The organism is Oleiphilus sp. HI0067, assembly GCF_001635735.1.
Window position 1 is genome coordinate 1 of the sequence record NZ_LWFI01001255.1, and the last position, 15,033, is coordinate 15,033.

A 15,033-nucleotide genomic window follows, 5' to 3' on the forward strand; every position below is an offset into this window, starting at 1 on the left:
TCGCGATGACGCCAGCGGCATCAGTCAGTGGCTTTTATTACTCGCATCCTGAGTCAAAGTACTTTTCTGTTGGAAAAATAACGAAGGATCAGGTCATTCGTTATGCCGAACGTAAAAATATGAGCGTTGAAGTATGCGAAAAGTGGCTATCGCCGGTGCTCAATTACGACGCTTAAGAGAAAATGAGGCGGCTTTAAGAGTTTAATTACTAAAACGCATAGAATTATTAGTTTTTAGCAGTTTTGATGCTTTATCAAAACTGCTAGTATCGCGCCCCTAGTATTAGCTCCAACATTACAACTTATAACTACGTCAGTAACGGTAAAAGCCAGTATGTATATTTACGACGAAGTGGATTCGCGCATTGTTAAAGAGCGCGTTGCCCAATTTCAAGGTCAAACCGATCGTTACTTTGCAGGCACGCTTGCGGCAGATGAGTATTTGCCACTGCGCCTTCAAAACGGTCTTTACGTTCAACGTCATGCGCCAATGCTTCGTGTTGCGATCCCTTACGGAATGATCAACAGCACACAGCTTCGTAAGCTCGCGCAATTATCACGTGATTTCGACAAAGGCTACGTGCACTTCACTACACGTCAAAATGTTCAGTTCAACTGGCCAGAAATTAAAGACGTACCAGAAATGCTTCGCCAGCTTGCTGACGTAGAAATGCATGCTATTCAAACTAGTGGCAACTGTATTCGTAACACCACTACAGACCAATTCGCTGGCGTCATCGATGATGAAGTCGTCGATCCGCGCCCTTACTGCGAAATCATTCGTCAGTGGTCAACCTTACACCCTGAATACGCGTTCTTACCTCGCAAGTTCAAAATTGCTGTAAATGCTTGTCCAAGTGCAGATCGTGCAGCGATTGCTGTTCACGACATCGGCTTAGAAATCGTAAAAAATGCTGAAGGCCAAGTTGGCTTTAAAGTATTTGTCGGCGGCGGCTTGGGTCGTACTCCGCTTATCGGCTCATTGATTAATGACTTTGTTGCTGAGAAAGATCTTCTTACCTATCTAGAAGCGATCCTTCGTGTTTACAACCGTCATGGTCGTCGTGACAATAAATACAAAGCGCGTATCAAGATCTTAGTAAAAGCGCTAACTCCGGCTGTTTTCAAAGAGAAAGTCGAAGCTGAATGGGCTTTCCTGAAAGACTCAGAAAACCAGCTGACAGAGCAAGAAATTTCACGTGTAAAAGCATTCTTTACTGCACCAGCTTATGAGAATCTTGAGCGCAACTGCGCTGAGTTTGTCGCTGCGCAAGAAGAATCAAAAGGCTTTGCGAACTGGATAAAACGCTGCACAAACGATCACAAAGTTGATGGCTACCGCATCGTTACGCTTACGCTCAAGAAAACAGGCATTCCACCGGGTGATGCTACAGATCGCCAAGTTGATATTGTTGCTGATCTAGCTGACCGCTACAGCTTCGGAGAAGTGCGTGTAACCCATGATCAAAACCTCGTTCTTGCTGACGTTCGTGAAGATCAATTACATGCTCTTTGGAAAGAAACACAAGCCGTCGGTTTCGCGACACCAAACCTTGGCATGTTAACCGATATGATTTGCTGCCCTGGTGGTGATTTCTGTGGCCTAGCCAACGCAAAATCTATCCCGGTTGCCGAGCAAATTCAGCTTACTTTCGACAACATGGATTACTTGTATGACCTAGGAGAGATCGATCTAAACATCTCTGGCTGTATGAATGCTTGTGGTCACCATCACGTTGGTAACATCGGAGTACTAGGTGTAGATAAGCGAGGCCAAGAGTTCTACCAAGTGTCCCTAGGTGGTGATTCAGGTCGAGATGCCTCCATCGGCAAGATCCTTGGCCCATCGTTCGCGCGCGCAGACATGCCGAATGTTATCACCAAGTTGATTGATGTTTTTGTTGAGAATCGCAGCGAAGATGAACTTTTCATCGACACTTATCGCCGTATTGGCATGGACCCATTCAAGGAGCGCGTATATGCCAAAGCTGATTAATCTTACCGGCGATCAAGCAAATACTTTTGAGTTGCTTGCAAAAGACTACGAAGGTGACGTAAAAGCAAACACCATCGTACCGATGGCGTTTTTTATGGCGAACCAAGAAGCTGTTCTTAATGCTGGAAACGTGGGCATCTGGATCGACAGTGAAGAGCAACCAGAAGAGCTACCCGAAACAGCGAAAACTTTGCCAGTTATCGCGATTAACTTTCCTAAATTTATGGATGGTCGTGGCTATTCAATTGCACGTTATGCTCGCGAGCGTTTGAACTTTGAAGGCGAACTTCGCGCAATCGGTGACGTACTGCTGGACCAGTTGTCATACCTTAAGCGTTGCGGTTTTAATGCCTTTGATATGCGTGACGATGTCGATACAGAGCTCGCGCTATCTTCTCTTGGCGAATTTACAGAAGCTTATCAAGCGTCTAATGAGCAACCTACGCCTTTGTTTAGACGTCGTTAGTCTTTGTTGCTCAGCACAAAAAAGCCGACTATCTGAGTCGGCTTTTTTGTTTTCTGGCAAACCTTACAAGCGTCCTTCGCCACTCTCCAACACCTCATTCAAAGGTTTTAGCTGCTCTTCAAATGGCTTCGATGCTTTTACTGCATCTTTATAAATTGGCTGCCTAACCTGCGCTACAGAAGCGGTGCGTACTGCGCGCTTGTTCTTATGGAACATTAAGCAGTCTGTCTCCATTTCAAGCCCACAATACTCGAGTAGACGCGCAATCTCCTGCTCAGAATTAGCAATCATATTTTCATAGTTTGCCTCATAAATTCGCTTAGGAAACAGAGACGTACTCAACTCCATATGCTGCTTATAGAGGTTGTAATACATACCAAGCTCGCGTAAATCATTTGTGTAGCCATGATTCCCACTAAAGTTTTGTTTATAGATAGAGAAACATGTTTCACTCGCATTACGCGTACAATGTATGATCTTCGCCTCTGGCAACACTGCTGCAATAAAAGCACTCATCATGTAGTTGTAGGGCATCTTATCGGTAAAGTAGACCGGCAAGAGCTCATCACGCTGAGATTGCATTGCGCGTACTTGCCCTAAATACTCTGCAAACGCCGCGTGTAATGCAGTCGCAATCTCATCAACGGAGTCGCTCTGCATAATGCGATCGTTGTGCTTAGAAAAACACTCTGAAAGCGTTTTTAACTCACCTTCAGCCCCTACTTTTGAATGACTCGACAAAATCTGTTCGATCAAAGTAGTGCCCGAACGAGGCATGCCCAGAATAAAGATTGGAGCAGCTCCATCCTCTATCTTCGGTTTATTAGCCAACGCTTCTATCAGCTCGGGAGTCATTGCTTTCTGCAGCATCGCGAACATGCTTTGCGTCTGCGTATGTGCATATTGGTAGCCAGAACGATTTAAGTCGTTACCCTGCTTCAAATACTCAAAACTCATCGACTTATCGCCTTTTTTGTCATAGTGCATACTGACAACATAGGCCAAATTCATCTTCGCATCAGCTGGCAAACCACCCTGACGAAGCTTTTGCTCATACTGGGGAATAATCTCATCAAGTAAAGGCTTCTTCTTTCCCTTTCCATGAATAATAAGATTGCGCACGATACCGATTTGACCGGGATTAAGTCGCAAGGCTTTTTCAAAAAACTTATATGCTTTATCGCCCTCACCTAAGCGGCTCAACGCCATTCCTTTGAAGTTCAGAAACTGTGGATTCTGGGGCTGTTTTTTAATTAGTTCGTTGACGAGAGTTAGTGCTTCTTGCTCTTGATGATTAGCAATTAAAACACCGACATATTGACCTGCTAGCGCTAAGTTATTGGGGTGGCGTTGAAGCAATAAACCCATCCATTTAGACGCGTATACATTTTCACCAAGCTTGGCTGCCACATCGGCAGCATGCTGAATTAATGCATCTTCATCGGGCAAACCATCAATAGCAATAGAGAAATGCGAAAGAGACTGGGTAGCTCGCTTAGTTTGAACTAAAACAGATGCTAAGCGGGCATTTAACTGAGGATTCTCTTTATCGTTATCTAATAAGCTTCGATATATGTTTTCTGCTTCAACAAGCTTGCCTTGCTGATGAAGTTGAGACGCGCGAACAAACTCTTGTTGCATTGGATACCCTTAAAACTTCTTGAGGATCAATTTCTTGTTGGGCAGCAACAATAAAGAAGTTTTAAGAGCATTTCTGATACACCTTCCACAGTATGTCGATAGGCGATACTAATGAACTTTTGACTAGCTAAATAACGAGAATGCCTTATTTGGCTTAAGCGACGAAATAAGCGATTTTAACTCACTGTTCAAATCACTCGCTTTGCTTGCCGCATCTTGAGGCAATGATTTTTGAACTGTTTTGAGTTTCTCCATAATTCTTTCTAAAAAGTTTGGTAAAGCCTGTAAATATATTGCCACGCTATTTCCGCACTTTTTATCCAATGCTTGTGCAAAACCGGTATCGCGCATGAGTAAATCAAGCTTTTTGATCAATGCACGCAGTTGTCGAACAGAAGCGTAATGCTCAAACTCGAGCAAATCTGAACTATAAGCCAAGGCATTTGCAGAAAAAGAACACATTGCTTCAAGTTGCATCAATGCCTTAGCGTCTGAGGTAGATAATTGAGCATGATAATGGCTCGAATTCGCAGCCTCTGCTAATAAAGAATACGCAGCACCATTTACCTCGCGAAAATACATAACACTCGAGAGTTTTAGTTCGGCAATACAATCATATAAATCATCGAACCCGCCTCGTTCAGCCAGTAGATCGCTTACTTCGTTAGCAACAATCAGTATTTGCTGTTCAATGCTAAGTTGATTCTCGCCGACGTTAGTCGGATACCCTGTGCCATCATCTTTTGCATGATGATGAAGAACAAGTTCAGCGACAAGAGAATCATCAGACATAACATCTTCAATGAGACTTGATCCAACCAAAGCATGACTTCGGTTTTGACTCGAGGTAGACACGCTCGGCTTACCACCCAATTTCGCACGCACGATATTGAAGTAATCGCTAATCCCATAGTCTTCCATGTATGAGCCTACGTCTTGCAGCAAAGCTGCATAAAACAAGGATCGAATACGCGCCTTTTTTATTCCTAAGCGACGTGCTACTAAGACACTAAACATTCCGCAGAATAAGCCTCTTTCAAAATCTAGTATCGAATTAGCATAGATTCGCGAGAGAGCTTCCAAAGCTTGAGGATATTGCAGTAACTCAACACAGAAGCGCTCAAGCTCAGTCCAGAAATCGTCACTAGAGCCAGTAATAGTTTCTAAAGGACCATAGAAAGAAGTTAAGCCCTTTGCAGACTCAATAATTGCTTCAGGAGTAATGAGAAACTCAGGCTGTAAATGTTTGCTTGTCGCCATTAACATTTGTCTCCAGACAACAACCGAATACACGGTTCTAGAACAAAAAATAGAAAATTCATCAAGATCAATTCAACGCATGAAAACTTGTTACTCACTTAACTGTAGGTGAGATATCTAAGTTCTACAAAGTTATGTTTAGAGTAAAAAAGAACAAGCTAAGACAGTTCACAATTTAATTCTTATAAGGACTAACTAGAGAGCGAAACAGACATAAAAAAAGCGGGCTTAAGCCCGCTTCTTAAATACAATTTTGACTATGGAATCATTAGCGCGTTGGGATCAACAATATCACCAGCAGGCCCTATTTTTGGTTGGGCAACAATAGGTTGAACCGCAAGCGATAAGTGTTCTTCAGCTTTTGACTCAACTTCAACAACTTGCTCTTCTTCAGCAATATTATCCGCCTTTATTTGAGCAAGTTCAGCTTTAACACTCGTTAGGTCCTTTTTGAGTTTAGACACTTGGATTTTCGACTGAGCCAATGCCTTGCGCGAAATCTCACGACTCGACTGTGCCATTTCGAGTTCTTTTGCTAGGCGATCAACCTCAAGACGCGTATCTTTCTGACGTTTAACTAAAGCCTTGTAGGCTGAAGATCGCTGCCCCAATTCATTGCGGGATGCATCTAAGTCTTGGGCCAACTGCTGTGCCTGCCCTTCTACACTTTGCAATTGTGACTCAAGCTCTGCCGTCACATTGATGCTGTTTTGATATTCCGATTCCAGCAAGATGATTTTTTGCTTTTGCGTATCGATAATTTGTTCAGCCACGCCAAGCTGAGAAGCAGTATCACCTTTAATTTGCTCTAAGAAACCTCTTTTCTTTTCGGACTCAACGAGGTCTTTAGTTACTTCAACAAGTTGAGCCGATTTGTCAGACAAATTCGTTTTTAAACCGTCAATCTGACTAATCTTTTGAATGAGCTCAGAATTTAAGGTTTGGTTATCCATGTAGAATTTAAGACCGAATCCAACACTCGACAATAAAGCGATAAAAAGCACTGCAGCTATCATCAAGCGCGCCTGGCTCTGCTTCTTTAAATACGTAAACCATTGCTCAGCGACCGCTTCGCTAGCCATATCATTCATATTTAGTTCGCTATTAGGTTTCATCATTTATTACTACCTGAAATGCCGACAATGCATCTCTACCATTTAAGTTTTAAAAAGTTCACAATACTATTACTTAATAGCCTAGCACGCTAACAACAATTGGCTAACTTATTCATTTAAAAGTAGAAACATGCACGATTTTTATACCCGTATTGCTCAGTCCAGTTTTGGTAAGACTATATTCGATAGCGTTGGCTTGCCTAGCCCTCCGATTTTAAAACGCTCTCCTGATAACTCCATGGAACAACCACGCGGACGAATTTTGATTGGTGGCGGCATCCGCGCTAAGGCTACCCGTAAATTGATCAACGAATTACAAGCTGATCAAATTAAACTCGCGAGCCCTTACTGGGATGACCCTAAGAAAGCCGCTCTATTTAATAAACACAATAGCGCCAAGCAAAAGCTTGAGCTCATCAACTTTGCACAAACATCAAATCATAAATTCAAAGGCATTATATTTGATGCTACTGGGTTTGAGACGGCGTCCGACTTGAAGTCGCTTTATGTCTACTTTCATCACGCCCTGAAACATTTAAAGCAGAACGGCAGAGTTATCGTCATTACAAATCGCACTAGCGATGAAAAAAGCCCTGAAAACAACGCCTGCATTGAGGGCACGCGAAGCTTTGTTCGATCATTAGCGAAGGAAATTGGCGCAAAAGGCGCAAGTGCAAATCTTATAGAAGTTGAGAGCGGCGCAGATAAAAACTGCTACCCAGCTCTAGCCTTTTTGCTTTCGCGAAAATCTTCTTACATTACTGGTCAATCTCTGACTGTTTCTAATACCCGTACGGTCGCCCCAAGCTGGCATAAACCCCTTAAAGGAAAAATTGCCTTGGTAACAGGCGCAGCATTTGGCATCGGCGCTGAAACAGCCCGCGTACTTGCACGAGACGGCGCGATCGTTGTCTGCCTAGACATACCTATCAACCAAGCACCACTTACGCAATTTGCTTCAAGCATCGGCGGACATGCGATAGCGCTTGATCTAACAACCACAGATGCAGTTGAAGAATTACTTGGTTCAATCACATCTCAATTGGGAGTAATTGATATTGTTGTGCACAACGCAGGTATCACCCGCGATAAAACCTTGCGAAATATGAGACCGGAGCAATGGGATAGCGTGCTCAACCTCAATCTTGAAAAGATCATCAAAATTAATGAAGCTTTGATAGAGAAAAAAGCACTCGCAAAGAATGCACGAATAGTCGGCGTCAGCTCTATTTCTGGCATAGCTGGCAACTTCGGCCAAACAAATTATGCGTGTTCGAAAGGTGGGCTAGCCGGTTATACACAGGCTATGGCAAGCTCACTCTCTAACGGCATGACCATTAATGCTGTCGCACCAGGGTTCATAGAAACCAGAATGACAAGCAAGGTACCTTTTGTGCCAAGAGAAGTAGGACGCCGATCAAACGCGTTTTCACAAGGAGGTTTACCAATTGACGTCGCTGAGGTCATCGCCTTTATGTGCCAATCAGCATCACAAGCGATCAACGGTAATGTTGTGCGCGTTTGCGGCCAAAGTTTGCTAGGACGCTAAAAACCTTTAGGCAAATCAATATCAAGCACTAAGGCTGGATCAACACGTTGGTCCAGCCAGTTCATACGCCAATCAAGGTGAGGCCCTGTAGATCGACCACCTGAGCCAATCTTTGCAATCACGTCGCCTTGGCGAATCTCGTCACCCTCTTCCACCAAGATTTCGCTTAAATGAATAAAAGTGGAACTCAGACCGTAGCCGTGATCAACGATAAGCGTTCCGCCCGAGTAATACATATCAGGATGAACTAGCGTCACAACACCACTCGCTGGAGCGATTACCGGATCACCTGTTGGGCCGGCATAATCAATGCCGTAATGAGGCCGCTTAGGGACACCGTTATATACACGCTGACTTCCGTATACACCCGTAACTCTCCCCTCTGATGGCACCACAAACTTTGTAATGAAATCGGTTCGATCAAGCATTGTTTTGCGCGCTGATTTGACCAAAGCCGTTTCTTTACGGATTCGCTCTAAACGCTCAGGTGGTGGATTGACAGTCTTCTGCGGGACTCCTTCAATATATTGAGTTTTATAATCACGTTTTTTTAGGGTCAGAGGATACTCTTGTGCACCTTGTTCAGTAGAATGAATCAGCATTTGGTTTAGCTGCGCATCCCGCCCAAAACCGACAACAAAATAGCCAGAGTCACTCACCTCTACCCTTCGGCCATTTAAACGTATTTCACCACCATCTGAGCTCTTCCCAAAGAGCACGCCGCCTTGAGTTAATACCCCGTGATATTCAAGCGCATATGATTGAACGGAAAATAAACCAAGAAGAATAAAAACAAGTATATTCATGTAATACTGACCTACTTAAAAACTCACGCCTAACTAACAGTTATTCTCCAACATGCATTGAGGCGATCGCACAATGAATCAGGAAAGTTTATTTAATGAAAGCCTTCCAAAGCAAAATGAACCAGAACTGATTCAGTTGTCAGGAGGTAATCTTTCATTTTTTTCGCCGTTTCTCGATGACCATACAGCCGGGCAACTTTTTCAAATTCTATTGGATGAACTGAATTGGCAACAACCAGAAATACGAGTTTATGGCCGCTATCAACGTATTCCAAGGCTGCAGGTTTGGATGGGAGATGCGGAAAATAGCTACAACTACTCCGGCAAATTATTCCAGCCGACACCTTGGCATGATGCAGTGTTAACCATCAAAGAGCGAGTCGAAATACTGACCAGTTGCGCTTACAACTCAGTATTGATCAATCAGTACCGAGACGGGCAAGATTCCGTTTCTTGGCATAGCGACGATGAGTCAGAGCTAGACTCTGATACTCCAATCGCATCGGTATCGCTTGGTATAACACGAAAGTTCGAACTCAAGCCAAATGATGGCATCGAAACCAAACAGTCGATAGAGCTAAAACACAACACCTTGTTGGTGATGTCACCAGACGTTCAAACTCACTGGAAGCATCAGATACCCAAACAACGACATATAAAAGAGCCTCGAATCAATTTAACATTTCGCAAAATCAACTAAGGCGCTACGCACCTTCTTGTTCATTTTCTGCAGTACGCAATGCATCGAACTTTTGCAAAATAGATCCATACATTGATCGAACAGGATAATTTCCATCCTTATCTTTAACCCCCGGATGCTCTCCTAACAATAATTCAAGCGCTTCATCTACCCGTTCAACTGTGTAGATATGGAAGCGCTTGGCTTTGATTGCATCGCGAACTTTTTTACTCAACATCAAATTGATCTGGTTAGTAGAGGGCAAGATAACAGCTTGCTCTCCCGTCAAACCAAGAATCTCACATGCATCAAAGAAGCCTTCAATCTTCTCGTTCACACCGCCAACTGGCTGAACCTCACCAAATTGATTCACCGAGCCGGTTACAGCAAAATTTTGCTTAATTGGCCGTTCACCTAACGAAGAAACTAACGCGCATAATTCAGCCAACGATGCGCTATCACCATCAACTTCTCCATAAGACTGCTCAAAGGCAATACTTGCAGACAAAGGCATCGGCTTATACTTCGCAAACAAAGTCGAAAGATAAGATGAAAGAATCATCACACCTTTCGTGTGAATATTTCCGCCTAGACGCGCATTGTGCTCAATATCAATGATATCGCCATCACCAAAGTAGCAATTCGCAGTCACCCTATTCGGCATACCGAACTCGGCTCCACCTGTACTCAAAACTGAGAGCGCATTGATTTGTCCGATCACAGCCCCTTCGACACTTAGCAAAGTGGAACCATTGCTTAGGGTGTGAAACATTTGATCTTTGATACGACTGTTACGCATTAAGTTACTTTCTAAAGCCCTCTCTACATGAGCACAACGAATCATGTTCGAGCTTTGTTCTTGGGCCCAGTAATTACTTTCACGCAACAAGTTGGCGATATCCGACGCGTGCAGAGAAAGCTTACTTTGGTCTTCTGCTTGTCGTGAACTATGTTCAATCACTCGAGCGATCGCTTTGCGATCACAATGCAGAAAAGACTTCTCGTGAACCAAACTTGAAATGAACTGCGCATAATGAGATTCAGAGCTTGGCGTTCTAGGCATTTCGTTCTCAAAGTCAGCAGCCACTTTGAAGAGCTCTGTGAACTCAGGATCATAATGCTGAAGCAGTAAATAAGTCTCTCTATCACCCAGTAAAATGACCTTCAGGTCTAAAGGCATTGCTTCTGGATCAAGAGAGATAGTCCCCGATAAAGTAACTTCGCGCTCCAAAGAATTCACTTGCAGAGAACGCGAACGTAAAGCGCGTTTCAAGCCATCCCATACAAAGGGTTGCTCAAGCACTTTCGCAGCATCAATAAGTAAATAACCACCGTTTGCCCTGTGCACAGAGCCTGAACGAATCAAGCTAAAATCGGTAAATACAGATCCTTTGTAGGTCACGCTTTCTACATAACCAAACAAGTTGTGGTAATTGGGGTTTTCTTCAACAACAACCGGCGGGCGATTATTACTGTGGTTGACGAGAACATTGATTTGATAACGACGCGGAAGCTTTTTATCAAGCGTGGCGTCTGCCAATGCTGCCTGCTCTTCACCCTCTTCTAAAAACACATCAAAATTATCAATCAGATCTTGCTGCAATCGCTTCAGATACGAAACGACATCGTCTTGCTCACCGTATTTTTCGAGCAAGTCATCGACATGATGTTTCGACACGCCCACGACTACTTCTTCATTAAGCGCTTGTTGCTTATCAACAAATTCTTGCTCCCAAGCAGCAAGTTGCCTGATCGTGCTGCGCAACTTCACTTCTAGCTTGTTAATTACAACATCAAACTTATCTTGTTCTTCCTGTGATAAGGCAGCAAAGGTATCAACCGTATGAGGCTCGTCTCCGTTTAAGGCGGTGAGACGATATCCTCCAGGTGTCGTAACGCTCAGCTGAACGCCCTTTTTCTTTGTTTGAGCGGCAAACTTCTCGAGAGCTTGTTCTTGGATCTCTGCATACTCAGTTTTTAACTTTTCTGCTCGTTCGTAGTAGCTATCATTATCGAATGCTTGAGGAATGGCTTTTGCAAGCCGGCTAATCATAGCCTCCATGTCTTTTTTCAGTTGCGCGCCAAACCCAACAGGCAACTTTAAAATCTTAGGGCTACGAGGCTCATCAAAATTTACGACATAACACCAATCTGATACATGATTCTTGGGCGTCAACTTGTTCTTGAGATAACGCAGAATCATTGTACGCTTGCCCAAACCAGTGCGGCCAATCGCATAAATATTGTAGCCGCTACCAGGCATCGCCATTGCAAAACGAACTGCTTCTTGCGCCCGTTCCTGGCCAACTATATCTTCAAGTGGTTCAAGTGTTTTGGTTGAAGAGGCAGCTATATTAGCTGTTGCGCACTCTGCGTATACGTCAGTGTAAGAAAGCTTTTTCAAGACAGAACCTTACTCACAAGGTGAGAGTCGTTTTAGCGAAGGAATCTACACTCTGCAATAATTTGCATCAACGCGCAAAAGCCTAGCGCACATTATTAAAGAACATTAAGTAATTGACGATATATTAACCACAGAGTCTTGTTAGAGATTTGGTTATGCATATTGAACGATTCACACCTCAAATCAGAAAAACGCTAGTCAAAGCGCGAGAGCGTGTTGCGCTCATAAAAAACGACGCGAATCCTAATCAAGATCACCAAGACAGACGTAAAACAAAAGACCGTCGGAATAAAAACCTTCCCATAAATTTTAGAGATCGTCGGGAAGGAAAAGACAGACGTAAACAAGATCAAAAGGCTGCCATTCAAGACCACGAATCAAACCTTGGTCAAAATATCGATATAAGCGTTTAATCGTTGGTATGTCAGGCGTAATCGGTTAACCTAAACAGTCATGTTATGCGAGTTTTAAGTCAAAGTAGATCGTACGGATGCAATCAAACAGGCTAATCAATTGGGCTGAAAAACGAATTAAACTACGGCACAAAGCGCCGGGCCTTCGTTGTAAGCTTTCTCATACAGGTATTTCTGGCTGGTTCAAGCCAACGAAGACCATTGAGTGCCTTGATTTCAATCGCTACGGCATGGCTGCATTGATAGCTAGCCCCCTACGAACCGGCACCGTAATTTCACTTCAATTCAAAGGTAAATACATCGTTCAGTCGAACGTCAAAGCGCGCGTCAGTTCCTGCATTGAACAACCGGATGGGTTTCGTGTTAGTCTAGTTTTTTGTTATGCGACGGACACTAAACAATACAGTCGTAAAATAGATAATGCTCTGTCGCGCATTGAGCGCATATATTCCCAACAATAATAAGAGAAAATAGCAGTGTCAGACCTTAATACAATAAAAATGGCTGTCGAAGAGAAAATTGATTTCGTAAAACGAAGTGGCTTGAAACTCATTGAAGCGGAAGACGGTTACGTAACCTGCTTAATGCCTGCGAAGGGAAATCAAAATCACATTGGAGCGATGTATGCAGGTGCATTATTTACCTTAGCGGAAATTCCTGGCGGTGCTTTATGGTTTGCGAACTTCGATATTACGAAGTGCTATCCCATACTTAAAAGCTTCACGATCGATTATTTAAAGCCCGCTCTTGGCGACATCCAAATCCGTATCGGTCTTAGCTCTGAAGACATTGAAGCTTATCAGGCCCAATGTATGGATAATGAAAAAGTAGAATTCGAACTTGTCGGTGGTCTAACTGATTCTCAAGGACAAGTTGTAGCGCGAAGCAAAGGGATTTATCAACTTCGCCGCCATTAAATTAGATGTAAAAGCAGTAAAATAGTGACAAACAAACTTCACCAGAACCCAAGCTTTTATGTGCTTGTTATTGCCTTCTTTTGCTGGGCTGGCGTATGGGCGTTTACATCCAATTCCTACAATACCAAATTTCAATACTGGTCATTCATTGATCATGACAACCTAGCATTACAGCACATACTTGAGCTGCCTAACGAAAGTTGGGATGCACTTGAAGGTAATCAGTATCAGCTCGATGCGCTCAACAAGCAATTTTGGCGCTTAGACGAACATCCTATTCTCTGGCTTAAAATTCAAATCCCACGACGTATCAAAGAGTCTCGACTACTGCTGGAAATCGTGCCGAATACAGGTGTTGATGGGATTCTCGTTCAGAACATTGATAATCGCTGGCAGTGGATTTCAGCCGAAGGTCGCAATCCAAATAGAGACCAAGAGCTACCAACCAATTACCTCACATTCCCAATGGATCCACGCGGCGAAGTAAAGTTCGCTTACTTAAAACTCAATACAAGCCAAGTATTCAATTTTAGTTTGAATGTATTCACCGAAAACAACTGGATATGGGAGAACCTGATTCGCCACCTCATAACGGGAATGGTACTCGGCGCCATGCTGTTATCCTTGTTTTATAATTTGGTGATAGGTATCAGTGCCGGCGAACGTATTTACATTGTCTTCGCTGCCTATGTTGCATCGACATTCCTTTGGACAATCGTATATATGGGGTATCTGCGCATTGTGTTCCCTGACTGGGGTGGACTTGGTGCTGTCGCGCGTTCAGCGGTTTATGTTCTGATGTACACAGGCATCGTGTTAACGAGAGACTTCTTCAACTTGCGCGATTCCGGCAAGTCACTAGATCGCTTACTGCAATTTTCTCAGGCCGGCGTCGTTGCAGCTCTGATGGTTAGTCTATTTATCAATGACTTCTTCGCGTTCGTTCTCAATGACACAGTTTCAATGTACTCCATCACGCTAATTTTAATCACCTCATTGATTGCTTTGAAACAGGGTCATCCCTTAGCACGGATCTTTGTGCTGGCCTGGTCTATTTTCTTAGCCGCTGCATTGGCATGGGCGCTAGTATGGGTTGGCTATGTCGAACCCACACTTACTTCGCCACATATTTTATTGCTAGGCGTTTCCATAAAGATCGCATTACTATCATTAGTACTCAGTCATCGCTACACCTTCCTTAAAGAAACCAGTGAAGAACTTAATCGGGAATTCCAAAAATACCAATCGTTAAGCGAACGCGATGAGTTGACTGGGATCTATAATCGCCGCGGGTTCTTAGCTACCGTAAAAAATGAACTGGAAACTCAGCCGCATGAACTTGTATGGCTTTCGATAAATATTGATAATTTCAAATTTTTCAACGATCGCTACGGACATTTGACCGGAGATAAAATACTTTCTGAATTTGGGACACTATTAAAATCACGATCTCAACGAGAAGAATTTACATCCAAGTTGATCGCTGACAAGCATAATCAAATTTATCGACGAAGCATCGTAGGAAGAATGAGCGGCGAAGAATTTTCAGTGCTTTTAGTCAACACATCGATCAACCAAGCAAAAATATATGCGGACCGGCTACTCAAAGAATTCTCTGAACTAAAAATAATGACAAGTAATGGCGAGTTTATAAACACAACCTTGTCGATCGGAGGCTCCGTTGTGAGTCAAACGGACAACGTTGATTCAGCCTGGAAAAAAGCTGACCGGAATTTATCAGAAGCTAAAAACAGCGGAAAAAGCCAAATCGTGATTGAAAGCTCTTGA

Annotated in this window: 14 protein-coding genes; 9 read left to right on the plus strand and 5 right to left on the minus strand. The window is 43.4% G+C overall.

Annotation, left to right across the window (positions count from 1 at the left end; translation table 11 throughout):
- Nucleotides 1-5: 5 nt before the first annotated feature.
- From A3739_RS28240 to A3739_RS19085, 3 genes are all read left to right on the plus strand, one after another.
- Entirely contained in the window at nucleotides 6-176 is a 171-nt protein-coding gene (locus tag A3739_RS28240) for a vitamin B12 dependent-methionine synthase activation domain-containing protein (protein WP_082878507.1), read from the plus strand.
- A 157-nt stretch (nucleotides 177-333) separates the two neighbouring features.
- On the plus strand, nucleotides 334-1,995 hold the full coding sequence (locus A3739_RS19080) for a nitrite/sulfite reductase (RefSeq protein ID WP_068478738.1): 1,662 nt from the start codon (nucleotides 334-336) through the stop codon (nucleotides 1,993-1,995).
- Nucleotides 1,979-2,461, plus strand: coding sequence for a DUF934 domain-containing protein (locus A3739_RS19085; protein WP_068478742.1), 483 nt, complete (start codon nucleotides 1,979-1,981; stop codon nucleotides 2,459-2,461). The genes A3739_RS19080 and A3739_RS19085 overlap by 17 nt, the downstream gene beginning before the upstream one ends.
- A gap of 63 nt (nucleotides 2,462-2,524) precedes the next feature.
- On the opposite strand, the gene A3739_RS19090 is transcribed toward A3739_RS19085, so the two are convergent.
- The 3 genes from A3739_RS19090 to A3739_RS19100 all read right to left on the minus strand — a co-directional run bounded on the left by A3739_RS19090 (nucleotide 2,525) and on the right by A3739_RS19100 (nucleotide 6,480).
- Nucleotides 2,525-4,102, minus strand: coding sequence for a tetratricopeptide repeat-containing sulfotransferase family protein (locus A3739_RS19090; RefSeq protein ID WP_068478745.1), 1,578 nt, complete (start codon nucleotides 4,100-4,102; stop codon nucleotides 2,525-2,527).
- A 123-nt stretch (nucleotides 4,103-4,225) separates the two neighbouring features.
- On the minus strand, nucleotides 4,226-5,362 hold the full coding sequence (locus tag A3739_RS19095) for an HD-GYP domain-containing protein (protein ID WP_068478748.1): 1,137 nt from the start codon (nucleotides 5,360-5,362) through the stop codon (nucleotides 4,226-4,228).
- Nucleotides 5,363-5,619: 257 nt separating this feature from the next.
- A complete protein-coding gene (locus A3739_RS19100; RefSeq protein WP_068502433.1) occupies nucleotides 5,620-6,480 on the minus strand; it encodes a hypothetical protein in 861 nt (286 codons plus the stop codon).
- A gap of 127 nt (nucleotides 6,481-6,607) precedes the next feature.
- Here A3739_RS19100 and A3739_RS19105 point away from each other — a divergent pair, with 127 nt between their 5' ends.
- Entirely contained in the window at nucleotides 6,608-8,026 is a 1,419-nt protein-coding gene (locus tag A3739_RS19105; protein WP_068478754.1) for a 3-oxoacyl-ACP reductase, read from the plus strand.
- On the opposite strand, the gene A3739_RS19110 is transcribed toward A3739_RS19105, so the two are convergent.
- Complete coding sequence (locus A3739_RS19110) at nucleotides 8,023-8,832, minus strand: M23 family metallopeptidase (protein ID WP_068478757.1); 810 nt, start codon at nucleotides 8,830-8,832, stop codon at nucleotides 8,023-8,025. The two genes, A3739_RS19105 and A3739_RS19110, sit on opposite strands and share 4 nt — an antisense overlap.
- Before the next feature lie 73 nt (nucleotides 8,833-8,905).
- Here A3739_RS19110 and A3739_RS19115 point away from each other — a divergent pair, with 73 nt between their 5' ends.
- Nucleotides 8,906-9,532 carry an alpha-ketoglutarate-dependent dioxygenase AlkB gene (locus A3739_RS19115; RefSeq protein ID WP_068478760.1) on the plus strand — a complete coding sequence of 209 codons (627 nt, stop codon included), beginning with the start codon at nucleotides 8,906-8,908 and terminating at the stop codon, nucleotides 9,530-9,532.
- A gap of 4 nt (nucleotides 9,533-9,536) precedes the next feature.
- Here the strand turns inward: A3739_RS19115 and A3739_RS19120 are convergent, their stop codons facing one another.
- Nucleotides 9,537-11,915 (minus strand): Lon protease family protein, encoded by a 2,379-nt coding sequence (locus A3739_RS19120; RefSeq protein ID WP_068478764.1) that lies wholly within the window; start codon nucleotides 11,913-11,915, stop codon nucleotides 9,537-9,539.
- 155 nt (nucleotides 11,916-12,070) lie between these two features.
- On the opposite strand from A3739_RS19120, the gene A3739_RS19125 reads away from it, so the two are divergent.
- The 4 genes from A3739_RS19125 to A3739_RS19140 all read left to right on the plus strand — a co-directional run bounded on the left by A3739_RS19125 (nucleotide 12,071) and on the right by A3739_RS19140 (nucleotide 15,033).
- Nucleotides 12,071-12,328 (plus strand): hypothetical protein, encoded by a 258-nt coding sequence (locus A3739_RS19125; protein ID WP_068478768.1) that lies wholly within the window; start codon nucleotides 12,071-12,073, stop codon nucleotides 12,326-12,328.
- A gap of 77 nt (nucleotides 12,329-12,405) precedes the next feature.
- Nucleotides 12,406-12,789, plus strand: coding sequence for a hypothetical protein (locus tag A3739_RS19130; protein ID WP_068478770.1), 384 nt, complete (start codon nucleotides 12,406-12,408; stop codon nucleotides 12,787-12,789).
- Between the two features lie 15 nt (nucleotides 12,790-12,804).
- Nucleotides 12,805-13,245 (plus strand): PaaI family thioesterase, encoded by a 441-nt coding sequence (locus A3739_RS19135; RefSeq protein WP_197472443.1) that lies wholly within the window; start codon nucleotides 12,805-12,807, stop codon nucleotides 13,243-13,245.
- A gap of 24 nt (nucleotides 13,246-13,269) precedes the next feature.
- Nucleotides 13,270-15,033: a diguanylate cyclase gene (locus tag A3739_RS19140; RefSeq protein ID WP_068478776.1), complete on the plus strand. Its 1,764-nt coding sequence runs from the start codon at nucleotides 13,270-13,272 to the stop codon at nucleotides 15,031-15,033.